This window comes from Polaribacter sp. SA4-10 (assembly GCF_002163835.1).
Lineage (GTDB): Bacteria > Bacteroidota > Bacteroidia > Flavobacteriales > Flavobacteriaceae > Polaribacter.
Genome location: NZ_CP019331.1, coordinates 2,429,318 through 2,454,216, shown reverse-complemented (window position 1 = coordinate 2,454,216; position 24,899 = coordinate 2,429,318). Strand labels below are relative to the sequence as shown.

The 24,899-nt window shown below is 27.8% G+C and carries 30 protein-coding genes; 11 read left to right on the top strand and 19 right to left on the bottom strand.

Annotation, left to right across the window (positions count from 1 at the left end; translation table 11 throughout):
* Nucleotides 1-4 precede the first annotated feature (4 nt).
* From BTO04_RS10705 to BTO04_RS10625, 17 genes are all read right to left on the bottom strand, one after another.
* Complete coding sequence (locus BTO04_RS10705; RefSeq protein WP_087564489.1) at nucleotides 5-2,221, bottom strand: xanthine dehydrogenase family protein molybdopterin-binding subunit; 2,217 nt, start codon at nucleotides 2,219-2,221, stop codon at nucleotides 5-7.
* A gap of 19 nt (nucleotides 2,222-2,240) precedes the next feature.
* Nucleotides 2,241-2,702, bottom strand: coding sequence for a (2Fe-2S)-binding protein (locus BTO04_RS10700; protein WP_087564488.1), 462 nt, complete (start codon nucleotides 2,700-2,702; stop codon nucleotides 2,241-2,243).
* Between the two features lie 344 nt (nucleotides 2,703-3,046).
* Complete coding sequence (locus BTO04_RS10695; protein WP_087564487.1) at nucleotides 3,047-3,688, bottom strand: hypothetical protein; 642 nt, start codon at nucleotides 3,686-3,688, stop codon at nucleotides 3,047-3,049.
* A gap of 11 nt (nucleotides 3,689-3,699) precedes the next feature.
* The gene (locus tag BTO04_RS10690; RefSeq protein WP_087564486.1) at nucleotides 3,700-4,149 is read right to left on the bottom strand and encodes a hypothetical protein; all 450 of its coding nucleotides are present in this window, start codon (nucleotides 4,147-4,149) and stop codon (nucleotides 3,700-3,702) included.
* 213 nt (nucleotides 4,150-4,362) lie between these two features.
* Nucleotides 4,363-4,812 (bottom strand): Hsp20/alpha crystallin family protein, encoded by a 450-nt coding sequence (locus tag BTO04_RS10685; protein WP_087564485.1) that lies wholly within the window; start codon nucleotides 4,810-4,812, stop codon nucleotides 4,363-4,365.
* A 101-nt stretch (nucleotides 4,813-4,913) separates the two neighbouring features.
* Nucleotides 4,914-5,336: a hypothetical protein gene (locus tag BTO04_RS10680; RefSeq protein WP_087564484.1), complete on the bottom strand. Its 423-nt coding sequence runs from the start codon at nucleotides 5,334-5,336 to the stop codon at nucleotides 4,914-4,916.
* Nucleotides 5,337-5,352: 16 nt separating this feature from the next.
* Nucleotides 5,353-6,726, bottom strand: a complete 1,374-nt coding sequence (locus tag BTO04_RS10675; protein ID WP_087564483.1) for an MBL fold metallo-hydrolase RNA specificity domain-containing protein — start codon at nucleotides 6,724-6,726, stop codon at nucleotides 5,353-5,355.
* Nucleotides 6,727-6,729: 3 nt separating this feature from the next.
* Entirely contained in the window at nucleotides 6,730-7,581 is an 852-nt protein-coding gene (locus tag BTO04_RS10670; RefSeq protein ID WP_087564482.1) for an ATP cone domain-containing protein, read from the bottom strand.
* A 22-nt stretch (nucleotides 7,582-7,603) separates the two neighbouring features.
* Nucleotides 7,604-8,005 (bottom strand): hypothetical protein, encoded by a 402-nt coding sequence (locus BTO04_RS10665; protein WP_087564481.1) that lies wholly within the window; start codon nucleotides 8,003-8,005, stop codon nucleotides 7,604-7,606.
* Nucleotides 8,006-8,018: 13 nt separating this feature from the next.
* Nucleotides 8,019-8,873, bottom strand: a complete 855-nt coding sequence (locus BTO04_RS10660; protein WP_087564480.1) for a universal stress protein — start codon at nucleotides 8,871-8,873, stop codon at nucleotides 8,019-8,021.
* Nucleotides 8,874-8,953: 80 nt separating this feature from the next.
* Nucleotides 8,954-9,796 carry a universal stress protein gene (locus tag BTO04_RS10655; RefSeq protein WP_087564479.1) on the bottom strand — a complete coding sequence of 281 codons (843 nt, stop codon included), beginning with the start codon at nucleotides 9,794-9,796 and terminating at the stop codon, nucleotides 8,954-8,956.
* Between the two features lie 23 nt (nucleotides 9,797-9,819).
* Nucleotides 9,820-10,668, bottom strand: coding sequence for a universal stress protein (locus BTO04_RS10650; protein WP_087564478.1), 849 nt, complete (start codon nucleotides 10,666-10,668; stop codon nucleotides 9,820-9,822).
* A gap of 91 nt (nucleotides 10,669-10,759) precedes the next feature.
* Entirely contained in the window at nucleotides 10,760-11,062 is a 303-nt protein-coding gene (locus tag BTO04_RS10645) for an HPF/RaiA family ribosome-associated protein (protein ID WP_087564477.1), read from the bottom strand.
* Between the two features lie 274 nt (nucleotides 11,063-11,336).
* A complete protein-coding gene (locus BTO04_RS10640; RefSeq protein WP_087564476.1) occupies nucleotides 11,337-11,723 on the bottom strand; it encodes a hypothetical protein in 387 nt (128 codons plus the stop codon).
* A 12-nt stretch (nucleotides 11,724-11,735) separates the two neighbouring features.
* On the bottom strand, nucleotides 11,736-12,578 hold the full coding sequence (locus BTO04_RS10635; protein ID WP_087564475.1) for a universal stress protein: 843 nt from the start codon (nucleotides 12,576-12,578) through the stop codon (nucleotides 11,736-11,738).
* A gap of 87 nt (nucleotides 12,579-12,665) precedes the next feature.
* On the bottom strand, nucleotides 12,666-13,706 hold the full coding sequence (locus BTO04_RS10630) for a response regulator (protein ID WP_087564474.1): 1,041 nt from the start codon (nucleotides 13,704-13,706) through the stop codon (nucleotides 12,666-12,668).
* A complete protein-coding gene (locus BTO04_RS10625) occupies nucleotides 13,703-14,947 on the bottom strand; it encodes a HAMP domain-containing sensor histidine kinase (protein WP_087564473.1) in 1,245 nt (414 codons plus the stop codon). Before BTO04_RS10625 ends, BTO04_RS10630 begins: the two co-directional genes overlap by 4 nt.
* Nucleotides 14,948-15,087: 140 nt before the next feature.
* Here BTO04_RS10625 and BTO04_RS10620 point away from each other — a divergent pair, with 140 nt between their 5' ends.
* From BTO04_RS10620 to BTO04_RS10575, 10 genes are all read left to right on the top strand, one after another.
* Nucleotides 15,088-15,501 (top strand): hypothetical protein, encoded by a 414-nt coding sequence (locus BTO04_RS10620; RefSeq protein ID WP_087564472.1) that lies wholly within the window; start codon nucleotides 15,088-15,090, stop codon nucleotides 15,499-15,501.
* 20 nt (nucleotides 15,502-15,521) lie between these two features.
* On the top strand, nucleotides 15,522-15,755 hold the full coding sequence (locus BTO04_RS15755; RefSeq protein ID WP_368356379.1) for a DUF302 domain-containing protein: 234 nt from the start codon (nucleotides 15,522-15,524) through the stop codon (nucleotides 15,753-15,755).
* 240 nt (nucleotides 15,756-15,995) lie between these two features.
* On the top strand, nucleotides 15,996-16,598 hold the full coding sequence (locus BTO04_RS10610) for a WG repeat-containing protein (protein ID WP_087564471.1): 603 nt from the start codon (nucleotides 15,996-15,998) through the stop codon (nucleotides 16,596-16,598).
* A 35-nt stretch (nucleotides 16,599-16,633) separates the two neighbouring features.
* Nucleotides 16,634-17,722 carry a site-2 protease family protein gene (locus BTO04_RS10605; protein WP_087564470.1) on the top strand — a complete coding sequence of 363 codons (1,089 nt, stop codon included), beginning with the start codon at nucleotides 16,634-16,636 and terminating at the stop codon, nucleotides 17,720-17,722.
* Nucleotides 17,723-17,827: 105 nt separating this feature from the next.
* Complete coding sequence (locus BTO04_RS10600; RefSeq protein WP_087564469.1) at nucleotides 17,828-18,712, top strand: DnaJ C-terminal domain-containing protein; 885 nt, start codon at nucleotides 17,828-17,830, stop codon at nucleotides 18,710-18,712.
* A 2-nt stretch (nucleotides 18,713-18,714) separates the two neighbouring features.
* Nucleotides 18,715-19,020 carry a chaperone modulator CbpM gene (locus BTO04_RS10595; protein ID WP_087564468.1) on the top strand — a complete coding sequence of 102 codons (306 nt, stop codon included), beginning with the start codon at nucleotides 18,715-18,717 and terminating at the stop codon, nucleotides 19,018-19,020.
* 8 nt (nucleotides 19,021-19,028) lie between these two features.
* Nucleotides 19,029-19,928 (top strand): mechanosensitive ion channel family protein, encoded by a 900-nt coding sequence (locus BTO04_RS10590; protein ID WP_087564467.1) that lies wholly within the window; start codon nucleotides 19,029-19,031, stop codon nucleotides 19,926-19,928.
* Nucleotide 19,929: 1 nt separating this feature from the next.
* Nucleotides 19,930-20,529: a CDP-alcohol phosphatidyltransferase family protein gene (locus tag BTO04_RS10585; protein ID WP_232455888.1), complete on the top strand. Its 600-nt coding sequence runs from the start codon at nucleotides 19,930-19,932 to the stop codon at nucleotides 20,527-20,529.
* Nucleotides 20,530-20,535: 6 nt separating this feature from the next.
* The gene (locus BTO04_RS10580) at nucleotides 20,536-21,753 is read left to right on the top strand and encodes a metallophosphoesterase (RefSeq protein ID WP_087564466.1); all 1,218 of its coding nucleotides are present in this window, start codon (nucleotides 20,536-20,538) and stop codon (nucleotides 21,751-21,753) included.
* A gap of 75 nt (nucleotides 21,754-21,828) precedes the next feature.
* Entirely contained in the window at nucleotides 21,829-22,284 is a 456-nt protein-coding gene (locus BTO04_RS10575; RefSeq protein ID WP_087564465.1) for a pyridoxamine 5'-phosphate oxidase family protein, read from the top strand.
* A 13-nt stretch (nucleotides 22,285-22,297) separates the two neighbouring features.
* On the opposite strand, the gene BTO04_RS10570 is transcribed toward BTO04_RS10575, so the two are convergent.
* Complete coding sequence (locus BTO04_RS10570; RefSeq protein WP_087564464.1) at nucleotides 22,298-22,801, bottom strand: hypothetical protein; 504 nt, start codon at nucleotides 22,799-22,801, stop codon at nucleotides 22,298-22,300.
* A 154-nt stretch (nucleotides 22,802-22,955) separates the two neighbouring features.
* Between BTO04_RS10570 and BTO04_RS10565 the strand changes: the two genes are divergently transcribed.
* Nucleotides 22,956-23,885: a L,D-transpeptidase gene (locus tag BTO04_RS10565; protein WP_087564463.1), complete on the top strand. Its 930-nt coding sequence runs from the start codon at nucleotides 22,956-22,958 to the stop codon at nucleotides 23,883-23,885.
* On the opposite strand, the gene BTO04_RS10560 is transcribed toward BTO04_RS10565, so the two are convergent.
* Nucleotides 23,886-24,896, bottom strand: a complete 1,011-nt coding sequence (locus BTO04_RS10560) for a 2-hydroxyacid dehydrogenase (protein WP_087564462.1) — start codon at nucleotides 24,894-24,896, stop codon at nucleotides 23,886-23,888.
* Between the last annotated feature and the right edge of the window lie 3 nt (nucleotides 24,897-24,899).

Sequence of the window (24,899 nt, the reverse complement as noted above, 5' to 3'; positions counted from 1 at the left end):
TATTTTATCCCAAAACACCACTCTTTTTCAATTCCTTAATAAAAGGTTGACTATAGATTCTTTTACCCAAAGCAGCGTTAATTGCATTTGCAACAGCACCTCCAGCAGGTGGTAAACCTGGTTCTCCTAAACCTGTTGGAGACAACTCATTTTCTACAAAATGAACGGTAACTTTTGGCGTTTCTTGCATTCTAATTAATCTGTATGTATCAAAGTTTTTGTGTGATGGTTTTCCGTCTTTAAAAGAAAAATCAGCATACATAGCATGTCCAATTCCATCTAAAACGCCTCCTTCAACTTGATTTCTTGCTCCTGTTGGGTTTACTACAACTCCACAATCTACAGCAACAACTACTTTTTTAACTACAGGAAAGCCGTCTTTTAAAACAATATCAGCAACTTCTGCAACATGTGTATTGTGACTGTAATAAGCAGAAAACCCTTGAAATACTCCTTCTTCTGTTATTCCCCAATTTGCTTTTTCTCTTACTAATTTAATAGTGTCTTCCATTCTTTGTCCAGAATATTCTATGCTCTTATCTATTGTTCCTTTTACATTTTGAAGTAAATCTAAACGTAATTGAATTGGATCTACATTTAATTCAGTTGCTAACTCATCAAAGAAACTTTGTTCTGCAAAAGCTAAAAAATTAGTATATGGCGCTCTCCAAGCTCCTGTAGTAATATTGCCTCTATAATTACCTGATTCGACTTTATAATTAGGAATACAGCCTGCAGGAAAAAAGTTAGGAATTGAACCATACATATTTCCATTTATAGCAGCCTCTTTTAAATGATATCCAGTAATTTTTCCGTTTTTGATAGATGCTTTTATTCTATATTTTATGGAAGGACGATAAACACCTGTTGTCATATCACCTTCTCTAGAAGAAATAACTTTTACAGGTTTTTTAATTGCATTCGATATTTCTGCAGCTTCATAAACGAAATCTCCATACAGTCTTCTACCAAAACCACCACCCATTCTTGTCATTTCTAAAGAGACTTTATCTAAATCGTAGCCTAACATATCTGCAACAACTGAAGCTGCAAATTCTGGTGTTTGAACAGGCCCCACTAAATGCACTTTTTCAGGAGTTACATTTGCATAAAAGTTCATTGGCTCCATGCAATTGTGAGGTAAAAAGGGCGAATGATAGGTTTTCTCAATTACTTTATCTGCCGTTGAAAAAGCTTTATAAATATCACCATCTTCTCGTCTAACGTTCTGCTCTTTTCCGTCTAAAACTTTTGTCAGAATTTTATCATGGTCTTCTGTAGATTCTAATTTGGTATCAGTTACCCAAACTGCGGAAAGTGCTTTTTTACCTTTTAATGCTGCCCATGTATTTGTAGCAATAACAACTACTTTGTCTGTTTCTGATAGTTTGAATGTCCAGTTATTCTTACCAGATTTCACATAGTTCCTTACTTTATCTCCTATTTTTATAACGTCTATTACTCCTTTTACTTTTTTGGCTTCAGAAGCATCAAAAGAGGCTAATTTCTGTCCAAAAGCTGGTGGTCTTAAAACGGATGCATATACCATTCCTTCAGCCTTATAATCCAACCCAAAAAGAGGTTTTCCTGTAATAATTTTATCAATATCTACATTTACAATTTCTTGACCAATAATTGTATATTCTTTTGTTTTCTTCAGCTTTACATTTTCAGGAATTGCTAACAAAGCTGCTTCTTTTACAACATCTCCATAGCCTAATTTATCTCCTTTTGAATTTGTAATAATTCCTTTTGAAGCTTTACAAGTGTTTGCAGCCACGTTCCATTTTACAGCAGCAGCATTTACCAACATTTGTTTTGCAGTTGCTCCTGTTTGACGCAAAGCATCCCAACCAAAACGTATAGATTGACTTCCACCTGCAAGTTGTCTTTTAAAATTTTTGGTATCTAAAGCACCTTGTACAACATTAACTTTACTCCATTCTACATCTAATTCTTCTGCAATAATCATTGGCATTGATGTTTTTACACCTTGACCAATTTCTGGATTTGGAGAAAAAATAGTAACATACCCATCCTCAGAAATCTTAATAAAAGCATTAAAATCATTGAAATTTAAATTTTCAATATCTACAGGCATTACTGCTCCTGGTTTGCATGCTGTAAGTAAGTTAAACCCTATTAATATTCCTCCACTTGCTAAAACCGAAGTTTTTAAGAAATTTCTTCTGCTAAAATTTGTATTTAATTGAGATTTCATTTTTTAGTAGTTTAGTTAATTATGACATTTTTTGTGCGGCAACTTTAACCGCTTTTTCAATTCTATTGTAGGAAGCACATCTGCAAATATTTCCATTCATTGCTGCTCTAATTTCTTCTTCTGAAGGATTTTTATTCTCCTCTAAAAAGGCTGTAGCTGTCATAATTTGTCCGGCTTGACAATAACCACATTGAGGAACATCAATTTCTTTCCAAGCTTCTTGTACTGGGTGCTTTCCATCTTCAGAAAGACCTTCTATTGTAGTGATTTTTACATCATCTAAAATAGAAACTTGCATTTGGCAACTTCTAGTTGCTATACCATCTATATGAACTGTACAAGCACCACATTGTGCAATTCCACAACCAAATTTTGTACCTACTAAATTGAGCTCATCTCTTAAAACCCATAATAAAGGAGTATCTGCATCAACTGATACAGAACGTTGTTCTCCATTGATGTTTAAATTGTAATTTGGCATAGAAAGTTATTTAGAATTGATGTTGTAAGTTACAAAAAAATGTTTTTGCTTCTTTATTTGAAAGTTAAATAAAAAATATTTGTGAAGTTTTTAACAAAAAAAAATACTTTTTAAAATAAAAATATTTAATAATTTGAGATAATAAAAGTTGAGAGTGTTCCGTTTTAAATTGACCCCGAATTCACAAAAGAAAAACAAACATAGAGGTACGGACCTGGTTTTGTAAGACTTTGGTTGCTATAAATAGCAAAAGAAAAACCCACTCTTTTGGAGCAGGTTCTTCTTTTCACAGCAATTTATTGCACTAAACTAACCATTAACTATTCTTCTTCTTTTTCACTCTTTTATTTTATTTCTTTTTTATTCAAAAGGTTTTCTTCTTCTAAAACTAAAACCAATAAATTTATATAATCATCAACGGTTTCTTCTGCAGAAGAAGGATCTATAATATCTATATATCCTTTCCAAATTAACGTTCTTTCTTTTACAGGACAAATACAATATAAAGAGGTTTCTGTATGGTAAATTTTAAAATCTTTGTAATAATCTGGATTGTAAAAAATTTCTTGGTTAGCATAATAATCATCTTTAAACTTAATGTCTAAATATTCTTTGTCCCTAAATGTTTCTGTATAAACTCTTTTGTCTTCTACTCCTTTTACTTTGGTGAATAAAATGGCATCAAAAAAACTAGCTCCTAAGATCTGTGCAACAATCCTTAACTCTTCTTTAGATTTTTCTTCACCAGTAAATGAAGGTTCAAATAAATCTAAACTCATTACTGCTTCAATACCTCTAGACTCATATTCTTTTTTTAATTTTTCTTCAAATTGTTTTCTTGCTTCAATATTAGAAGACATACCAACAATTAAAACTTTAGATATTGAAAATGAATCTATTTCTGGGTTTTTCCAACTCTCTATAAGCTCTGTAGAAGTACAATTCATTAATAATAATGCTGTTATTAAAAAAAGAATTTTTTTCATCTTATTTGCTTTTATTCTAAATCTATTAACCTTTTCTGTTTTTCTGTTTTCTTGATTTTCTTAATGATATTAAATAACTTTAACTTAAGTACTTTGTTTTCTTTTAAAAAGTTTTTTACCAAAACTTTTAGACCTTTATGTCCTTTTTTATAAGCTTCCTCTTCTTTTGGTTTATTGATACCATCAACTAATATTTCAAGTTTATTTTCATGTTCTTGAACCAGTTTAATTAAATTGTCGTTTTCCTTTTTATAATTACTTATTGTATCAATAATTTTCTTATTCTTAGAGTAATCTTGTAAATCAATTAGTTGAAGTGTATATGATTTCATTAAATCTTCAAAAAAAAGATACTCATCTTTTAAAAACGCTAGTTCTAAAAGCCATTCTTTAGAATCATTATGTATATCCTCTACACTTAACCATTCTGTGAAATTTGTGTGTGTTTGTGTTGTTTTCATATTATTTTATTTTAAACCTTTAAGCAGAAAGTAACCCCCCCAAATTACTAACTGCTTAAAGGCAAATTAAAACAACCTCAATTCTTTTTTGGTTGCCCTTTTTCTTCTTCAATTTTATCAAGATTAAATTTGTGGGTGTTTTGTTATTCTTTTTTTTTTAAAACCTTTAAGCAGAAAGTAACCCCCCCAAATTGCTAACTGCTTAAAGGTAAATTAAACAACCTCAATTATTTTTTTTGGTTGTTCTTCTTCTTGTTCAATTTTATGAATATTTAATTTCAAAATACCATTCTTGTAAGTTGCTTTTACATCTTCTTTTTTATTAACCGTTTTTGGCAATGTGAAAGATCTTTTAAAAGAATTGTAGCTAAACTCTTTACGAGTGTAATCTTCTTCTACTTCTTCCTCTTTATGTTTTTTATCAGCACTAACAGTAAGGGTATTATCATTAATTGTTACTTCAAAATCTTTTTTTAAAAAGCCAGGAGCTGCAAATTCGATTTCAAAATCTTTTTTGTGCTCTTTTACATTCATTGCTGGCATTAAACTATCTTCTTCTAATAAATCACTCTTAAAGAAAAAATCAACATTCAAAAAGTTGTTTAACCTTTCAGAAGTCCATGGAAAAAATCTGTTTTGAATGTTAAATTTAATAAGTGACATAATTTTATGGATTTAGATTAAACATTAATTATGATACAAATTTATAGATGTAAAACGTTTATCAAAATGACGACAGTCAGTCTGTTACAAAAAATATAAAATTAATTATTCTTTTTTAAGACACTTTCTAAATATTGAAGCATTTGTCTTTTAAAGGCTGTTGATTTAAGAAAGAATTGGTAAATTTTCTCTTCTAAATCATCCTGTATTTTTATAAAGAAATTATCACAAAATAAATCATCACATTCAATTTTATTAGTAATTGAATGTGAGTGTGCGTTTATTTCAAGTACTAATTCTGAAACTGCTGTCTCAATATTAGTAAGGTTCCTTTTAAATTGTTCTAAGTTTTCAAATAAATTGATTGTATTTGATTTGTAAATTGATGCTTTTAGAAGGTTTTTATAAAAATTATTTTCTATAATTACTTCTTCTAATCTTGTTTTGTATTGAAGCATATTATACTTTAATTCTTCAATAGATTTTTTTTCATTAAAGCTTTTATAAGAATGTATTGTTTCCATTTTATTTAGATATTAATTAAATGACTACCTCTTCTACAGATTCAAGTTTCGGAATCGTTGCATTCCAATTATAAGTATCTTTTATTTTTACTCGAAAAGCATCTAAAGCTGTTGGTTCTCCATGAATTAAATATACTTTTTCTGGAATGTTTTTAATATTTCTCATCCAATTTATTAAATCTTGCTGATCTGCATGTGCAGATAAACCCTCTAAGGTTTTTACAGCAGCTTTTACTGGATAATATTTACCATAAAAACGTATTTCATGTGCGCCCTCCTGAAGCTGTCTTCCACGTGTTCCCTCTGCTTGATAACCAACTAATAAAACTGTTGTAGACGGTTCATCTATCAATTGCTGTAAATAAGTAAGTACTCTACCTCCTGTTACCATTCCACTTCCTGCAATTACTATCTTAGATCTTTTATTGTCTATCGTTTCCCAAGTTTCTTTGTAAGATTGAATAATATTTACATGATCACACATGGCATTATATTCTTCCAATGGTAATTTATGCCATTTTGGAAAACGTTTAAAAACCTCTAAAACATTGTTGCCCATTGGGCTATCTATAAAAATAGGAATATCCGGAATCTTATTTTCCTTGTATAATTTCCAAAGAATATACATTAGGGTCTGCAAGCGCTCTACGGCAAAACTTGGTATAATAAGGTTTCCTTTTTGATGAATTGTATCAATAATAATACCTGCTAATTTCTCTTCTACATCTTCATCTGAGTGTAATTTACTTCCATAAGTACTTTCAATAAATAAAAAATCTGCCCATTCAGGAGTTTTTGGATCATCAAGTAAATAATCATTACTTCTGCCAATGTCTCCAGAAAATACAAAGCGTTTACCGTTCATATCTATTTCTATAAATGTGGCACCAATAATATGTCCATTATACTGAAAACGATACGTTATATTTTCTGATAAAACGATCCACTTTCCTTCAATTTCTACTTCAAATTGATTAATTGTACTTTCTGCTTCTTTAATTGTATAAAAAGGGATTGCTGGGTTATATTCTGTATACTGTTCTTTGTTTGCTTTTTCTGCTTCTTCTTCATTAATTTTAGCACTATCCTTCAATATAATTTGTGCAATTGATAAAGTGGGTGCTGTGCCAATAATTTTCCCTTTAAAACCTTGCTTTACTAATCTTGGTAAATAGCCAACATGATCTAAATGACCATGTGTTAAAAGAACAACATCAATCTCTTTAACATTTACAGAAAGGTCTTTCCAATTAAGTTCTCTAAGTTCTTTTAACCCTTGAAACATACCACAATCTATAAGTATGTTTTTCTCTGAAGTTTCAATAAGAAATTTAGAACCTGTTACCACTCCTGAAGCTCCCAAAAATTTTATTTTAGCAAAATGTTCCATATTTTAATAATTTTTGGTGTTACATAATTGTTTTATTTCATTAAGTATTTTTTCCTTTCTACTATTAGAAACACCTAAATGATCTAAGTAAAAAGCATCATCTATTAAGTCTCTACATAACACAACATTTCTGTTTAAAATAAACTGCTTTTCTCTATTTGTAAGCAACGTAGAAACTGTAATTGGATATAACCCTAAACGATCTATTCTGTCTTTTAATCCATCGTTTTTAGGATAATCCCAACTTAATAAATACAACCCACAGCAGTTTCCATATTGCAATGCATCTTCTGTAAATCTTGTATTTGTAACAAGCCAACCTTTTGTTAATTTACTTTTAGTTTTATTTTTTTCTTCCCAATGAAATTTTACATCTAGATAGCGAGAATTAATGTATAAAGGAACTTTTACATTACAATTAAAACCTTGCTCGCTATGAAATTTACATTCTATAATTGTGGTTTCATTATTTTTATTTGCAAAAACATCTATTTCGTGTTTTACACATTTTCCGTTTAAAGTTTTTCCAACTTCAACATTGTATCCAGAATATTTTAAAATAGCAGCAACAAATCTTTCAAAAGGAAAACCAGTTGGTCCTAATTCATAAATTGCTTTTTTTAACTTGTATTTAGAGGCTAAAAAGCTTTTCTTTTTTTTAAGTAGTGAAAAAGCTCTGTTGTAAATTTCTTTAGTGGTAATTCCTTGGTAAAGTTCGTCTATTACTTTTTCTATGATCTGATTTACAATTGCATCTTCAGCACCCGTTCTTTTTAATGAAGTATAAAGTTTGTTCACAGAAAACTTTACTTTTTCACCAGAATACTTAATGATACTAATGTCTTGATCATTCATATTGAAAAATAAAAAATTGTTTTTATTTAAAGAAATCTCTCACCCAAGCTTTTACTTGGTTCTCTGTCATACTATCTGCAACTTGTACCGCTTTTACTTTTGCATTTATTTCACTATAAGAAGCTTCTAACTCACTTTTTAATTTATCCTTTACCTCTGCAGGACCAAAAATTATGATACCATCTGCCTCTTTTATTTTTAAAGCTAATTCATCAAAATAAACTTTAAATTGATTTTTTTCTCTTTCTAAATACCTGCTGTCTTGTACTACATCTTGTGGACCTCCTTTAAAACGGGTTCCTGATCCTCCATGAATATGAAAATTTTCTACATTTGAAATAACGGTTTCTAATGTTTCTGTTTCTGCTGTTATTGTTACAATAAGTGCTTTACTTTTGTCTAACCAAATTCCTATATTTTTCATCTTTTTTATGTTTTTAGTTTCTTAAATCGTGCATTACTAGTATTGGAACTTTAGAATGAAAGCCCACTTCTTTAACAAGAGGTTGTGTTAAAACACTACCAAAGAAGAAATGCTTTTTATTAATAAATGCAACCATATCACTATCTCTACTTTCAATAAAAATGTTTATTGCAGCTTCAACTGAGTTATAACTTAGCTCATGAAAAGAATAGGAAACATCTTCAAAAATTTCTTTAAGCAGTTGTTTGTTTTCTTTTTGATTTTTATCTAATTTTTCTTCTTCCGAAATATGTAGTATTTCAATTTTAGCATCACATTTTTTAGCGATATCTATCAGGTAGATTAATTCTCTTCTTTTATAATGTGTTTTATAACTTGTTGGAAAAACAATTTCTTTTGGCAACGTGTGTTTTGCTTTTTCTGGAACAACAATTACAGGACAATTTCTAACTTTTTCCATCACATAAATTGCGGTACTTCCATAAGGAATGTGTCTTGAATCTGTTTCTCCTTTTGTGCCCATTACAATCATTTCTATATCTTTTTTCTCGACACTATTTTTTATTGCTTCTAAAGGATAATTAAACATTGAAATTGTTTCAAAATGATGTTTTGGGTTTTCTTGATCTTCAATATCTAACAGGTCTAAAATTCTTACTAAACCTTGTTCTGATTTTGCTTTTGAAAGCTCATATAATTCGCTTCCAGGTTCAAAATTTATTAGATTATCAAAAACATTTTGTGTTGCCGAAAAAGCATTTAAAAAGTAAAAAATACATTCATCACTTTTATATAATTCTAACGCATACTTTATAGCATTCCAAGAATTTTTTGAGAAATCTGTTGGTACTAATATTTTACGTTTCATACTATGAATTATTAACTATTTTGATATAAATTTAACCCGAAATTAAATATGTTAAAATGATATAAATCAAACTAATACATTTAAATTACTGAAGGAATTACTAAAAACGGAATATTTAAATGGTAGCCCATTTGATTTACAGTAGATTTAAAAAACAATTTTTCTAAAAACGAATTTTTATTGTTAATCATAACTAATAAATTAACACGGGCTTTTAATTGAAAATTAGTAATTGCCTCTGTTACATGCTGTTTATCATCACTATGAAATAGATGTGCTGTATTTTTAAAATATTCTTTAAGTTTTTGTTGGTTTAATTTTTGATTGCTTGTTAATTCAGCTCCTTTTAACACATTTAAAATGTTAATTCTTGAATTATTAGCTTTTACAATTTCTAATATTGGCGCTATGTGTTTATCATTAAAAGACACTTCATAATCTGAGGGAAATAAAATTTCACGAGGAGGTTCAAAATCAAAATCACTTGGAATCGCCAAAACTGGGCACCTTACATTATTAATTACACGAACTGTATTTGAACCCAATAAAACCTCTTTAAGTCCAGATGCGCCTTTGGTTCCCATCACAACATAATCCATTAGATTGCCAAGTTGTAACTCTTCTATTTCGCTAACCAATGTATTAACAGAAGATATTTTGCTAAATGTATGGTTTGGGTTTTTAAATTGTTTACTAATTTTTTGATGAAGCGCTTCTAATTTTTCTTTTGATGCACTTAATACTGCATCCATTAAACCAGATTGCGCACTATAAACCTCCATATAATCTACACCATAAATTACTGGATAACAATTATTTAATAAATAAAAAGTGCATTTTTCATTTTTAAATAACTTGAGAGCATACTGTATTGCATTCCATGCATTATCTGAAAAATCTGTTGGTAATAGTATTTTTTTCATGTTCCTGTTTTTTAATTTCTACATTAATTACGTCTCATGTTTTGTAATGCTAAAAACGGAATATCAATAGACAAACTAATTTTATCTACAGTATCTTGAAATAGAATATTTTCTAAAAAAGAATGCCTTCTATTTATCATAACTAAAATATCTGCCTCATAATTTCTTATATAATTATAGATTTCATTTGAAATATTTTTATCATTAGTAACTATAAAATGAATCTTGGTATTTTTTAAATTTTCTTTTATAACAGATTTGTTCTGTTCTTGTCTAAGAGATAAATAATTGCTGTCTGAAATATAAAGTACATCTATTTTAGATTTATTATCAGTAGCTATTTTACTTAAAAGTTCTAATTCTCTTTGTTGATAAGACATGCTATAGTCTGTTGCAAAAAGAATATCATTAGGTTCTTTAAACTCATAATTTTCTGGAATCGCCAAAACAGGACATTTTACATATTTTAAAACTTGTAAAGTATGACTGCCAAAGGTTAACTTTTTATCATTTGTTTTACCGCGAGTTCCCATTACAACAATATCTATGTTTTCTTCATCTACAACCTTTTCTGCTTCATCTACAAGAATGTTATTGGCAGATAAAATTTTATAGGTGTGTTTTAAATTGGGAGAAAAATTTTTAATTTTCTTTAACGCTAGTTTTAGGTTTAATTGAGATTCTTTTCCAACAGTTCTAATAATCTCATTAATTGTTTCTTTGCTAATTGGAGCATCACTTCTATAAATACCTTCTTGATATGCATGTAAAAAGTAAAACTTGCAAAACTCCTCTTTAAACAATTCTAATGCATATTTTATAGCATTGTTAGCGTTTTCTGAAAAATCAATTGGAATTAATATTTTTTTCATTGGGTGTTTTTTAAAGGTTTGCTCAAAATTACATTTGAGTTTAACAAAACACAATGACATACATCATCTAGAAAACAGCAACTAGATAATTCTACATATAAGGTTTTACAATTCCTTTTCTCTTTTTTAATTGTGTTTGTAAATCTATTATTGTGTTTTTTACAGCAAGTTCATAATTTTTTTCATTAGAAGAAGCAAATACTCTTGGTCCAGGAATGCTTAATTCTATTTCACAAATTACTTCTTTTTCTTTATGAGTAATCTCTCTTTTAAAAAAGACCTTGGCTTTTAGTATCCAATCGAATTTTTTAAATAAGTTATCTAATTTTTTTACTGTGTATGTCTCCATAGTATCACTTGTAGACATATTTACAAATTGAATATTTATTGTCATTTTATATAATTTTAAATGGTTATTTTATAAAAAAAAAGCGAAGTACTTTAATTGCAAAAAACAGGAAGAAAAATCCCCCCGTTTTAGAAGAGCTTTAAATTATTAATAAACCCAAAAAATTTAATAACAACGAAATCTCTTAACCTAAACTATTTTATAAATAATCTAGGTCTCTTTTTAATAATGGCAATTCAAAGAAAAGAGCGCTTTATTTATTGTACTAATTTACAGGGTATCCAATTGATGTAAAATGACATATATCAGTTTTAAAAATTTAAAAAGGAATTATTGAATATGCAATATTCAGTAGAAATAAACCGATAAGAAAAAGTAGCGTATAAATTACCTGAACAAATTTTATGTTTATAAATTTTAACCAATCTATTGTTCTTTTTGGAAAAATAAAAAGCGCTAAACCTATAAATAATGAAACCCAACCAATTAGTGTTATTATTAGTTTCCAGTTAGATTCCCAAATGTTATGAAATAGAATATTGAGTAATCCTATAATTATTGATAAAAACGATAAAATGATAAGGAATTTTTCATCATTTAAATCATTAAAAATTTGTCTTATTCTTTTTGGATTAAAACTTAAAATAACAAAAAAAATAAGTAAATAATAACCCCAAAACTTTGCTAAAAAAATTGAATAATCCATAATTTCTTGTTTTTATTCATGCAGAACTAAAAAAGGAACATCTGTATGATAACTAATTTCTTCTACCTTTGTGTGAAATAATATTTGTTGAAAATAATTGAGATTTTTTGCCACCATTGTAATAATGTCTATATCTCTGCTTTCTACAAAACACTGTATTGCAGCTTCTACTTTTTTATTTGTTAAAAAATGAAAACTGTGTTTATAATTAAAAAAATAATCTTCTAGTAATTCTTTGTTTTTTTGTTGCTCAATATTTAATTTTGCAGATCTTTTACTAATATTTACTATTCTTAATGAGGAATCGTTCTCTTCTAAAATTTCTGCAATTGGATGTAATAATTGTAAATCATTAGTTAAACTAAAATCTGTAGGGAAAGCAACTTCTTCTATTTTTTTAAATTTCGCATTCTCTGGTACAACTAAAGTGGTGCATTTTACTTTTGTAATAACATCACCAGTATTGCTTCCAATAATATATTTACTTAATCCAGAGGCACCTTTTGTTCCCATAACAATCATATCTACTTTTTTCTCTTCTATATGTTTTCTAAGAGAATCTATAAAAAAGTTATAATCTGTTAAAGTGTAAAATTTATGCTTTTTATTATTGGGAAATTTTGTTGCTATTTTTTTAAGTATTTTCTTTAATTCTGTCTTTGCTGGTTTTATGTAAACATCTTCAATTATATCTTGCGTAGGAATATATGGGTAATCATTAGTTACAATGTTACTTAATTTATTAACGTGCAATAAATAAAAGTTGCAATTAGAATCTTTAAAAAAATTAATTGCGTACTCAATGGCGTTCCAAGAGTTATCTGAAAAATCTGTGGGTAATAAAATAGTTTTCATTTAAATTCATCTTAATAGAAGACAAATCTATTGTTTGAACGCTTTTTAAAATATGATATTGGTCATATTAACACTATTTAGAGAACTTTAGCAGATTTCTTGAAGTTTTTCTAAGTCTAAAATTCTAATATTTCTACCTTCAATTTCTATAATACCTTGTTTTTTAAAGTTAGACATTGTTCTAATTAATGTCTCTGTTGCAATACCTGCAACACTTGCTAAATCGTTTCTAGAAATTCTTATTATATCTTTTGGTTTACGATTTAATTTTTCTGCAAATTGTAAAATTGTAGTTGCTGTTTTTTTATTTACAGAACTATAAGCCATTTGTAAAAGCTGGTTTTTTACGCCTGCCAAATCTTCTGTTAGCAGTTGTATTAGCTCTAACGTAACTTTATGGTTACTGTGTAGAACATTTGTAAGTTCTTGCTTAGAAAGGCCAACTAACTCCGTGTCTTTAACTGCAGTTGCAGATTCTTGATACGCTAAATTTTGAGTAAAAGAGGTATAGCCAAATAAATCATCTTCTTTAAACAAAGCAGTTGTAAGTTCTTTACCTTGTTCATCTAACTTATGGCATTTTACAAGCCCTTTATTTATCAAAAAAATATAATTAGAATTGTTTCCTTCTTTATAGATTAATTTATCTCTTGAAAAATTAAATATTTTTCCATTATCATCAAAGAAATTTTTTAAATCATTAAGATTTCTTATTTCTTCTTCATCTTCTTCATGTTTTTCTCTAAGATCTTTTAATATTGATGCTTTTGCTAATCTACTTTCAATAGCACTTATTAACTCTTCTTCACTAAAAGGCTTTGTAATATAATCATCTGCACCTAAATCCATTCCTTTTCTAACATCTTTTCGCTCTGTTTTTGCAGATAAAAATATAAAAGGGATGTGTTTTGTTGTGTCGTTTTTTGTTAAAGCTTCAAGTACGCCATAACCATCTAGTTCTGGCATCATAATGTCACAGACAATAATATCTGGCAACGCTTTTTGTGCTAATTCTACTCCCTTTTTTCCATTAGGGGCATTAATTACATTGTAATTTGATAATTCTAAAAGTTCTGAAGTATTTTCTCTTAAAACAACATCATCTTCAATTAATAGTATTTTTTTCATTTTTTTCCTTTATTAATAATTTTCATAGTAAAAATTGACCCAATATGTTCTGTACTTTCAAAAGTTACGGTTCCTCCTAAGTTTTTTAAATGACTCTTAATAATGTTTAAACCGATTCCCGTACCTTGGGTTAGTAAAGCATTTTCAGCTCTAAAATAACGGTTAAAAATATTTTTTTGATCAACTTCTGGAATCCCAATTCCGTTATCTTTTACTTTAAAAGTGGTGTATGTTTTATCTTGTTTTACTTCAATATTAATTACCGCATTTTCTGGCGAATATTTTATAGCATTGTTTAGCAAATTAGAAAGTGATAATTCTATGATTTTTTCATCTTGGGTTAATGAAATTTCATCAATATCTTCTGGGTAATTAATTTTTTGACCTTCTTTTAAAAGCATATTTGCATTATAAATTACTTCGTTTACAACTTTACTTAATTTAAAAGTATGAAATTTATAATTTATTTGACCTGAATCTAGTTTTTCAACTGATAAAAAGTCATTTAAAATATTATTTAAGTAATGAATTTTATTTGTGATTGTTTCTAAGTGCTTGTCTCTTTTTTCTTGTTGCTCAGTTAATTTATATTTACCTAACAACATAGTAGATGTTAATATTCCGCTTAAAGGTGTTTTAAATTCATGAGAAACTAAGGATAAAAATTTTGTCTTTAATTCATTGAGTTCTATTTCTTTTTTTAGCGCATCTTTAATATGATTTTCTGCTTCTATTCTTTTTTGATTTTCTGCATCTAACTCAACATTTACAACCTTTAATTCATGAACCGTTTTACTTAATTCTCTTGTTCTTTCAGCAACCTTTATTTCTAGTTCTTCATTTAGTTTCAGAATTTCAAATTCTTGTTGTTTACGTATTGAAACATCTATAACCAAGGCCATTACAAAAGTTTCTTCATGAATTTCAAACGGATTTAAGCCAATTTCTAAAGGAAAAACAGTTCCGTCTTTACGAGCTCCATAAAGATCTCGCCCTTTACCCATTTGCCTTTTCTCTTTTTGCTTCATAAAACCCTTAAAATGAGAACCATGATTTGGGTGATACCTTTTTGGTATTAAAATCTCTAGCTTTTCATGTATAAGTTCATCTTTATTGTACCCAAACATTTTTTCTATTGATGAATTAACAGAAACAATCTTTTGTAGATCGTTAACAACTAATACACCCTCTGAAACAGCTTCAAAAAGTACGTTAAAAACATCTTTCTCGTTATTTAGCATTTTTAATAATTAATTATTTAGATTAAATAAGGAAATAAAAATACTACATTTTAGGCAAATATTAATACGAATACTGATTAATATCATTATTTAACACCATTCATTATTCTATTTTTAGATCTATTTATAAATCACTTGTTATGAGACCTTCACAAGATATAATAATCGCTTTTTATCAAAACCTTGGCAAACTATTTTATGCAATTGCAGCTGTAGACAAACATGTAGAAGAAGCAGAATACACTGCTTTAAAAGAAATTGTAAAAACTAAATGGACAAAAATTGATCCTGTTGATGATGATTTTCACACAGATGCTGCCTATCAAATTGAAACTGTTTTTGATTGGTTAAACAGTGAAAGTTTTTCTGATTCAGAAACGTGTTATAAAGAGTTTTTAGATTTTAAAAGAGCGCATCCATCATTATTTACAGAAGAAATTAAGCGTCTTATTTTAAGCACGGCTACTAAAATTGCGGCTTCTTTTCATGGTTTAAACAAATCTGAATTAATGATACTTGCAAAACTTAGTATTGAACTTAAAAAAACCAAATAATAAATTAGTATCATAACAAAATTGTAGCAGGTGATTTTGATACTATTGTTCAAAAAGTAACCCAATTATTAAAAGAACAAGGCTTTGGAGTATTAACCCAAATTGGTATCCAACAAACGCTAAAGGAAAAACTAGACGTAGATTTTAAAAAATATAAAATATTAGGTGCTTGTAATCCTGCCTTTGCATACAAAGCTTTACAAGCTGAAGATAAAATAGGAACCATGTTACCCTGTAATATTATTGTGCAATAAATTGATAATAACAAGATAGAAATTGCTGCAATTAACCCTCTAGTTTCTATGCAATCTGTTAAAAATAAGCAACTAGAAAATATTGCTGAAGAGGTGAGTAAAAAATTAAAAAAGGTGCTTTTAAATATCTAAATTTTAGTAGATAAAAAAAATACTAATTTTTAGTATTAACATGATGAATATCATTTCACTAGGTCGTATTTTAAAATACATTTATTGTTAACTTAAAATACTGTAGTCATGAAAAAACTAATTCTATTATTTATTTTAATTCCTCTTTTAAGTTTTTCTCAAACAATAGATAAACTTGATTATATCTCACCATTTAATGAAGGTTTTTCTGCCATAAAAAAAGGAAGTGAATGGGCATTTATTAATGAGCAGGGAAGCATTATTATCAACTTTAGAAAAGATTTAGTTTTAACAGAAATTGACAATGAAAAGTATCCTGTTTTTAAGAATGGTAGGTGTTTAATTTCTGTAAAAAAAGAGGGTATTTCTTTTTTTGGATATATTGATATATCCGGAAAAACGGTAATTGAACCTAAATTTTTAAATGCTACTAATTTTGAGAACAACCATGCAGTAGTTCTTAAAATGTACAAGGAAGTTTTAGGCGAAAATAATGTGCTAAATAAACATGTAGTAAGGTATGAATCTACGGAGGTTTTAATAGATAAATTTGGTGTTATTAAACACAATTTAACAGCACCAAAAGGTCTTGCACTTTCAATAAACTATATCACTAAACCTCCAAAAATATATAGCAAAATTATTGCTCAAAATTTGTATTCTACATTAGGAGATGATAATAAGCAAATCATTAAAAAACTTATAGAATAAACAAAACCAATCAGTTAACAATAAATTCTAAATAGATGAAAGCAAATTTAAATTTAGGAAGTGTTTCTGGTATCAAAATTAAAATTCATTGGACTTTTTTCTTTCTAATTGTTTGGGTTGCTTTTAATGAAGTTAAAGAAGGCGGAACAACTGAAAGTGTTTTGTACAATATTGCTTTTGTTCTCGCTGTTTTTGCTTGTGTTGTTTTACATGAATTAGGTCATGCATTAACAGCAAAACGTTTTGGCATAAATACTAAGAATATAACCTTGTTGCCAATTGGTGGAATGGCTAGTTTAGATAAAATTCCAGCATCTCCTAAGCAAGAGTTTTTAGTAACAATTGCAGGTCCTTTAGTAAATGTTGTTATTGCTTTACTACTTTATTTTGTAATTCCTCACCAAAATTTAATGCACTTAAGCTTAGGCGAAGAAATAGCATTTATAAATAATTTTACGTTACAAAACTTCCTTATATACCTCTTTTTTGTAAATATAGGATTGGTTGTTTTTAATCTTATCCCTGCTTTTCCAATGGATGGAGGTAGAATTTTAAGAGCTTTATTAGCCATGAAATTAGATCGTGTAAAAGCAACAAGAATAGCTTCAAGTATTGGTTTAACTATTGCTGTAATCTTTCTTTTAATAGGTCTCTTATATAATCCTATTTTAATTTTTATTGCACTGTTTGTTTTTATAGGAGCTTACACAGAAAATTTAATGGTGAAACAATTATCACTATTAAAAGGTCATAAAATAAAAGATGTTATGCTAACAAGTATTACTAAATTTAACTCAGAAAACTCCATTCAAGATGTTATAGATGTATTGTTGGCTGGAAGTGAAAACAATTTTGTTGTTGTAGATAATGATAAAATTGTAGGCTTATTATATCATAAAGATATTATTGAAAAGTCGAAAGAAAGAGCTTTAAAAATTAAGGAAATAATGAAAACATCTTTTAAGACGATTGATATAAATGCAGATATTAATGAAGTGTATCGATTAATATATAGTGATAACAAACCATTTTTACCTGTTGTAGATAAAAACAAACTTATTGGAGCAATTGATTTAGCAAACATTAACGAATTCTTTTTATTACAAGCTAAACTAGCGTATTAAAAAAAATAGCTCGTTAATTTTTATAGCAACCTGATGAATCTCATTTTATCTGAAAGCTATTTCCAATACTTTTATTAAGGCTTATTTAAATATAAAAAACAAGTAATGGCATTTATAGATTATTATAAAATTTTAGGACTTACCAAAAGTGCTTCTCAAGCTGATATTAAAAAAGCTTATAGAAAATTGGCGCGAAAATATCATCCAGATTTAAATCCTAATGATAAAAATGCAGAAAAAAAATTTAAGGAAATTAATGAAGCTAATGAAGTTTTAAGTGATGCTGTAAATAGAAAAAAATACGATAAATATGGCGAGCATTGGCAAAATGCTGAAGCTTATGAACAAGAAAAACAAAGACAACAAAAATACCAAAGAAGTTCTCAAGGCTCTTCTGGAGGATATTCTCAAGAAGATTTTTCTAATATTTTTGGAAACATGTTTGGCGGCGCTTCTTCTGGCAGAAGAACAAGTGCAAAATTTAGAGGTCAAGATTATAATTCTGAGATCCAATTAAATTTAAGCGATGTTTATAAAACGCAAAAACAAGTAATAACGGTTAATGGAAAAAACATCCGAATTACAATTCCTGCAGGAGTAGAAAACGGACAAATCATCAAAATAAAAGGACATGGAGGAAAAGGTGTAAATAACGGTCCAAATGGCGATTTATACATTCAGTTTTCTATTATAAATAATTCTAAATTTAAACGAGACAAAGAGAATCTTCACATTAATATAGATTTAGATATTTACACAGCTTTGTTAGGTGGGCACCTTATGGTGGCTACTTTTGAAGGAAAAGTAAAACTTACGATTAAGCCAGAAACACAAAACGGAACAAAAGTAAAACTGAAAGGAAAAGGATTTCCTAAGTATAAAAAAGAAGGTCAGTTTGGTGATTTATTTATAACCTACCAACTTAAAATACCTACAAATTTAAACGAAAAAGAGAAAGAGTTAATTAAAGAACTACAAAAACAACGCTAATTATGGAAACTCAAAACTTAATATCTATACAGCGCTTTTGTGAGCATTACAGTATTCCTGTTAAATTCATCAACGAATTAAGAGAGTATGAATTAATAGAAATTATTGTAACAGATAGTCAAGATTATATTAAAATTACAGAAATTAACGAGGTAGAAAAAATGATTCGTTTGCATTATGACCTCAACATAAATTTAGAAGGAGTTGATGTAATTTATAATTTATTAGATCAAGTTGATTCCTTAAAAAAAGAAATAACAGATTTACAAAATAAACTTCTTTTTTACGAGCATTTTAAAAATCTATAACAATTAAAATGGAACAAATTGAAAAAAATTTTTGGGAGGTTTTATCTGAATATGGTATTCTGAAATACTTGTTGTTAATTATTTCTGTTCTTTTTATAATTCAGATTTTAAGACGTTTTTTAAGAAAGAAAATAGACAATACAACGGTAAGGTATAAAACACAAAAAGGGGTAGAAATTATTGGTTATATCCTATTAGTTGTTCTGTCTTTCTCCTTTTTTACTGGAAACATAAAAGACTTTACAGTTCTCATTGGCTTATTTACAGCAGGTATTGCTTTTACGCTTCAAGAACTCATTTTAAGTATAGCAGGCTCTGTATATATTTTTATGGTAAAAGTATATCAACCAGGAGATCGAATAGAAATTAACGGAATAAAAGGAGATGTGATTGATGTTGATAGCGTTTACACAACAATGATGGAAATTGGCGAATGGGTAACAAGCGATAATTATAGTGGTAGAATTGTAAAATTGAGCAATGCTTTTGTATTTAAAGGCCCTATTTATAATTACTCACAACACTTTCCTTTTATTTGGGATGAGTTTAATTTACCCATTAGATATGGTTCTAATATTGAGTTAGCAAAATTAATAATTATTAAAACTGCTGCTAAAATTCTTTCTGATTATACCATTAATTCTAAAAAAAAGTGGAAAGAAGTTGTAAATAAATACTACATAGAAGATGCACTGGTAGATCCAACTTTAGCAATAACATTAACAGATAATTGGATTCAATTTAACATCAGATATATTGTAGATTATAAAAAAAGAAGGCTTACAAAACACACTTTACATAATGAGATTAGAAAAGAAATAGACAAAACAAAGGGTAAAATAATTCTGGCTTCTGCTACTATAGAAATTATTGAAATTCCTGAAATAAATATTGATCAAAACAAATAAAATGGACACTAAAAAAATACTCACATTCAAAAATTATAATATAGCAGACTGGTTTTCTTTTTATAGGATATTAGCGGCTCCGTTTTTACTTTTATTAATTTGGTTTGATGCTCAATTAATTTTCACTTGGTTTTTATTAATTAGTTATTTAACAGATGCAATAGATGGTTATTTAGCCAGAAAACTAAAAATTACAAGTGCAAGAGGATCACAATTAGATTCTATTGGAGATCAAATAACTTTAATTATTGGGCTTATTGGTTTGTTTTATTTTGAAAATGAGTTTGTGAAAACAAATCTTACACTAATATTAATAGCATTTATTCCTTATATAATTCAAATGATAATAGCGTTTTACAAATATGGAAAAGCAACCTCTTTTCATACCTATTTAGCAAAAACATCTGCTATTTTACAAAGTGTATTTATACTTTGGTCTTTATTTTTTAATCCAGAATATTCATTATTTTATATAATGATTGTTATAGGAATTTTAGAAACTATAGAAGAAATTTCTTTAGTTTTTATGTATAAAAACTGGGTTTCTGATGTAAAAAGTATTTTTTGGGCACTTAAAGATGAGCGAAGAAAACAAAAATAACCACCAATGAAAAGCTACTCTCTATTTACAATTTTGCTCTTATGTTTGGCAATTTTAATTGTAGATATTTTAGCGTATTATTGGTTACAATCTATTACGCAACTTATAACTTCAGAAACTTTAATAACTATAATAAATGTGTTTTTCTGGGTCTTCACAGTTGGTTTAATTACATTAATAATACTTCTTAAAGTTACTTTAGACGATATTAATCCTAGACGAAAACACCTACTAATTTCTTCTTTATACGGATTGGCAATTTCTTCTTTTATTCCTAAATTTATATTTGTTATTATTTTTTCAATATTGTTTTTCTCTAACTATGTTTTCTCAGAACAAGAATCCTTAATTGTTGTTCCTCTTTTTGGTTTGCTTTCTGGGTTTCTCCCTTTTTTTGTAATACTATTTGGTTTTTTTAGAACTTTATACCGATTTAAAGTCCATCACATTACAGTTAAACACCCAAAATTACCAGCTTCTTTTAACGGATTAAAAATTATTCAAATTTCTGATATTCATCTTGGTAGCTTTAATTATAAATACCACATCTTAGATAAAGCTATTAAAATAATTAATAATTCATCCCCAGACTTTATATTTTTTACTGGAGATTTAGTTAATAATTATGCCTGGGAATTAATTGGATGGGAAAAGGTTTTTAAAAATTTAATTGCAAAAAAGGGTAAATATGCCATCTTAGGAAATCATGATTATGGAGATTATAGTAGTTGGAATTCTGATGAAGAAAAAAAAGAAAATTTCGAAAAAATAAAACAATTTTATAAAAATATCGATTTTAAACTCTTGCTAAATGAATCAGAAATAATTAAAAAAAATGAGGATAGTATAGCAATTATTGGAGTAGAAAATTGGGGAAAACCCCCTTTTAAACAATATGGAAATTTACAAAAAGCACTAAAAAGTGTAACTGAAATTCCCTTTAAATTATTGTTATCTCATGATCCTTCACATTGGAGCGAGGAAGTGATTAAAAATACTGATATTTCATTTACTTTTTCTGGTCATACGCATGGAATGCAAGCTGGTTTTCAATACAAAAAAATGAAATGGAGCCCAATTAAATACAAATACAAACATTGGGCAGGATTGTATAATGAGAAAGAACAATATTTGTACGTTAATCGTGGTTTAGGTTGGCTCGGTTTTCCTGGAAGATTAGGAATGAGACCTGAAATTACAGTGTTTGAATTACTTAAAAAATAGATGTTCTAACTGATACATGTCATGCTTTTTAACTTTAATTATAAATAGCTTTGTTTTTCATTAAAAGCTAAAATCATGTTAACAAGTTTAAACGAAAAAGAATGCATAAGTCTTTTATCAGATAATTATATTGGTCAACTTGCTTATATATATAAAGGCAGACCATTTATTGTTCCCATTACCTATTATTTTGACGGTAAAAATATTTATATTATTGGCTATTCTACAGAAGGTCATAAAACGATGGCGATGCGAAAAAACAATAATGTATCAATACAAATTTCAGAAATAAAAAAAAATGAGAATTGGACTTCTGTAATGGCTCATGGATTTTTTAAAGAACTTACTGGTAGTGATGCAAAAAGATATTTACATGAATTTACCAATGGAATAAAAGATCTTATCTTAAGGAAAGAAGAAAAGAATTTACATTTTATTAGTGAATTTTCTAGTAAAACATATACAGATAAGCTTCCTGTAGTTTTTAAAATAACGATAGATGAAGTTACCGGAAAAAGAAGATTACGTTAAAGAAAATAATAGTTTAGATCTCTTTGTTTTGAAAACCTAACTTGGTTCTATAAGATGGAACTTCCCATTTTATCATTTCTTTTAAAAACTCATCTACTTTTTCTATAACAAGTTTCTCTGTAATTTCTTCAGGATTATAAACACCAAGGTCTAAACTACTATTTTCTACTTGCAATTGTTCTACATAAGGGAAAAGAGCAAGAACATACACATCTCCACTATAAGATTGTGAAAAAACCAACGCGCCTCCTTGAATAAATTGATACGTAGGAATCTTATTTGTACAATCAATTAAATCTTTTGGAAAAGAATCAAAAGTAATATTTATGGCTTCATTATTATAAATCCAATTAAGTTCTTGCACTCTCCAACCAATATTATAACTTTTAGCAACTTTATTTAAAGTTCTAATAATTAATTTTTTAGACTTACTTTGCCACAGCGTTTTTTTATCTACAACTGTTTTTATAGATTCTTTGTAATCATTAACGCGTTCTTCTAAATGTTCTATTTTCATAATAGTACTTCCTAAACCCTTATGTAAAAGAAGTTAAAATTCTATAAAAATGAAATGATATTAATCATATGTAATTTAAGCTGATGAGTATCATTTGAATTCTATTTTAGGAAACATAACTTTATGAAACAAAAATTTATCAAAAATTTAATCAATGAAATACAAGGTTAATTTAGGGGTTTTAATCGTCTTTTTCTTGATAGTAATTATTGGTATAAGTTATTCAAATGTTTTTACTCCTCTAAAAGAGAAAACAATGATTTTTAATACTGATTTAAGAAAAAATATTCCTATTAATTCTGATATTTCTGTAGAAAATTACTTTCAATTCTTAGATTCAATTGTTCTAAAATACGATTCTATAACCTCTTACAAATTAACAGAACATCTTTTAGTGAGAGCTAATCCTTGGATTATTGACAGCCTAAAAAATACCGATTATTATACAATGAAAGAAAAAGATTCTTTTGTTTATAATCAGAAAAAAATGGTTGTTTTAAAAAAAGGAGCTACTTTAATTTTACCAAGTATTAATTCAGTAAAAAAGATGCTCACCTCATTTGAAAACACAAAAATTGATGTAAATATCCCTGAGTATAAACTCAGAATTTTTGAAAACTCTAAAGAACTTTTTAATTTTTCTGTTAGAGTTGGAAGAAATGAAAAAAAATATCTTAAAATGGCAGGAAGAATTTTAGATTTAAGAACCAAAACAGGAAAGGGTAAAATTGTAAGACATGAACGTTTTCCAGATTTCTATAATCCTGTTAACGGATATCAATATTATGTAACAAAAAGAGATGATAAAAAAGTAACAAAATTACCTCAAATTCCGTTTATAGAAACTGAAATAAACGGTGTACGTTATGGTCAATTAATTCATCCAACAACAAATCCAGTTACACTAGGAAAAGCATCTTCTAATGGCTGTATTGGCACAAATGAATCAGCTGCTTGGGTTATTTATTATTACGCACCAATTAATACTAAAATAACGATTAGATACGATTTAATAGTTAATGATTTGGGTAATGGAAATAACCTAATTTTAAAAGATATTTATGGTTATAAGAAGAAAGAATGATTATACCGTTTCTGTAACGGTTTTCGTTAATTCGTTTTCTGTTTCTCTATTTTTACTCCAGCAATCTAAATTATAAATTGTTGTTTCTGCAATATTTGTTAGCGCTTCTTCAGTTAAAAAAGCTTGATGACCTGTAATTAGTACATTCGGCATTGCGTTTAATTTAATAATCATTTCATCTGTAATAATATCATTAGAATGATTTGTAAAAAATAGACCTCTTTCTTTTTCATACACATCTATTCCTAAAGCGCCAATAATTCCACTTCTTAAACCTTTAATGACATCTTCTGTATTTAAAACTGCACCTCTTGCAGTATTTATTATTACAACACCAGGTTTCATTTTGTCAATTAAATCTTCATCAATTAAATGATGCGTTTCACTATTTAAAGGCACGTGTAATGAAATAATATCTGCCTTTTTACATAGCGCTTCCAAAGACTGATATTGCATTCCATATTTTTTGATTAATTCTTCATTTTCAACAATATCATACCCTAATAATTCACATCCAAAACCATGCATTATTTTAGTCATAATAGCACCTATTTTACCAGTTCCTACAATACCTATTGTTTTATTATTTAAATCGAAACCAATCAGGTTATTTAAGTTAAAATTGAAAGACTTTGCTCTTTTATTAGCTTCAATTAACTTTCTATTTAATGTTAATAATAAACCTACAGCATGTTCTGCGATTGCGCATGGAGAATAAGCTGGCACATTTGCCACTTTTATTCCAAATGTATTTGCAGCCTTTAAATTTACATTATCATGTCCAACAGCTCTTAATGTAATATATTTTACACCAAAATCTTTTAATTTTTCAATTACAATTGTTGAAGCTTTACCTGATGAAGATATAGAAACTGCCTCATATCCTATAGCTTTCACTGCAGATTCTGATGACAATGACGCTTCTAAAAAAGTGAATTCATGTTTTTTGCAATTCGCTTTTTCTAAATAAGGAATTTCAAAATCTTTAGCACTGTATACAAGTGTTTTCATGAG

What these genes read in the sequence shown, in the direction of transcription:
- BTO04_RS10585 (WP_232455888.1), top strand. Translation starts at nt 19,930, where the DNA reads ATGGACACTAAAAAAATACTCACATTCAAAAATTATAATATAGCAGAC.
- BTO04_RS10690 (WP_087564486.1), bottom strand. Translation starts at nt 4,149, where the DNA reads ATGAAAACAACACAAACACACACAAATTTCACAGAATGGTTAAGTGTA.
- BTO04_RS10640 (WP_087564476.1), bottom strand. Translation starts at nt 11,723, where the DNA reads ATGGATTATTCAATTTTTTTAGCAAAGTTTTGGGGTTATTATTTACTT.
- BTO04_RS10595 (WP_087564468.1), top strand. Translation starts at nt 18,715, where the DNA reads ATGGAAACTCAAAACTTAATATCTATACAGCGCTTTTGTGAGCATTAC.
- BTO04_RS10635 (WP_087564475.1), bottom strand. Translation starts at nt 12,578, where the DNA reads ATGAAAACTATTTTATTACCCACAGATTTTTCAGATAACTCTTGGAAC.
- BTO04_RS10605 (WP_087564470.1), top strand. Translation starts at nt 16,634, where the DNA reads ATGAAAGCAAATTTAAATTTAGGAAGTGTTTCTGGTATCAAAATTAAA.
- BTO04_RS10590 (WP_087564467.1), top strand. Translation starts at nt 19,029, where the DNA reads ATGGAACAAATTGAAAAAAATTTTTGGGAGGTTTTATCTGAATATGGT.
- BTO04_RS10700 (WP_087564488.1), bottom strand. Translation starts at nt 2,702, where the DNA reads ATGCCAAATTACAATTTAAACATCAATGGAGAACAACGTTCTGTATCA.
- BTO04_RS10620 (WP_087564472.1), top strand. Translation starts at nt 15,088, where the DNA reads ATGAGACCTTCACAAGATATAATAATCGCTTTTTATCAAAACCTTGGC.
- BTO04_RS10575 (WP_087564465.1), top strand. Translation starts at nt 21,829, where the DNA reads ATGTTAACAAGTTTAAACGAAAAAGAATGCATAAGTCTTTTATCAGAT.
- BTO04_RS10580 (WP_087564466.1), top strand. Translation starts at nt 20,536, where the DNA reads ATGAAAAGCTACTCTCTATTTACAATTTTGCTCTTATGTTTGGCAATT.
- BTO04_RS10675 (WP_087564483.1), bottom strand. Translation starts at nt 6,726, where the DNA reads ATGGAACATTTTGCTAAAATAAAATTTTTGGGAGCTTCAGGAGTGGTA.
- BTO04_RS10565 (WP_087564463.1), top strand. Translation starts at nt 22,956, where the DNA reads ATGAAATACAAGGTTAATTTAGGGGTTTTAATCGTCTTTTTCTTGATA.
- BTO04_RS10670 (WP_087564482.1), bottom strand. Translation starts at nt 7,581, where the DNA reads ATGAATGATCAAGACATTAGTATCATTAAGTATTCTGGTGAAAAAGTA.
- BTO04_RS10665 (WP_087564481.1), bottom strand. Translation starts at nt 8,005, where the DNA reads ATGAAAAATATAGGAATTTGGTTAGACAAAAGTAAAGCACTTATTGTA.
- BTO04_RS10560 (WP_087564462.1), bottom strand. Translation starts at nt 24,896, where the DNA reads ATGAAAACACTTGTATACAGTGCTAAAGATTTTGAAATTCCTTATTTA.
- BTO04_RS10625 (WP_087564473.1), bottom strand. Translation starts at nt 14,947, where the DNA reads ATGCTAAATAACGAGAAAGATGTTTTTAACGTACTTTTTGAAGCTGTT.
- BTO04_RS10680 (WP_087564484.1), bottom strand. Translation starts at nt 5,336, where the DNA reads ATGGAAACAATACATTCTTATAAAAGCTTTAATGAAAAAAAATCTATT.
- BTO04_RS10630 (WP_087564474.1), bottom strand. Translation starts at nt 13,706, where the DNA reads ATGAAAAAAATACTATTAATTGAAGATGATGTTGTTTTAAGAGAAAAT.
- BTO04_RS10695 (WP_087564487.1), bottom strand. Translation starts at nt 3,688, where the DNA reads ATGAAAAAAATTCTTTTTTTAATAACAGCATTATTATTAATGAATTGT.
- BTO04_RS10650 (WP_087564478.1), bottom strand. Translation starts at nt 10,668, where the DNA reads ATGAAAAAAATATTAATTCCAATTGATTTTTCAGAAAACGCTAACAAT.
- BTO04_RS10685 (WP_087564485.1), bottom strand. Translation starts at nt 4,812, where the DNA reads ATGTCACTTATTAAATTTAACATTCAAAACAGATTTTTTCCATGGACT.
- BTO04_RS10705 (WP_087564489.1), bottom strand. Translation starts at nt 2,221, where the DNA reads ATGAAATCTCAATTAAATACAAATTTTAGCAGAAGAAATTTCTTAAAA.
- BTO04_RS10645 (WP_087564477.1), bottom strand. Translation starts at nt 11,062, where the DNA reads ATGACAATAAATATTCAATTTGTAAATATGTCTACAAGTGATACTATG.
- BTO04_RS10610 (WP_087564471.1), top strand. Translation starts at nt 15,996, where the DNA reads ATGAAAAAACTAATTCTATTATTTATTTTAATTCCTCTTTTAAGTTTT.
- BTO04_RS10570 (WP_087564464.1), bottom strand. Translation starts at nt 22,801, where the DNA reads ATGAAAATAGAACATTTAGAAGAACGCGTTAATGATTACAAAGAATCT.
- BTO04_RS10600 (WP_087564469.1), top strand. Translation starts at nt 17,828, where the DNA reads ATGGCATTTATAGATTATTATAAAATTTTAGGACTTACCAAAAGTGCT.
- BTO04_RS10655 (WP_087564479.1), bottom strand. Translation starts at nt 9,796, where the DNA reads ATGAAAAAAATACTATTACCAACAGATTTTTCAGATAATGCATGGAAT.
- BTO04_RS10660 (WP_087564480.1), bottom strand. Translation starts at nt 8,873, where the DNA reads ATGAAACGTAAAATATTAGTACCAACAGATTTCTCAAAAAATTCTTGG.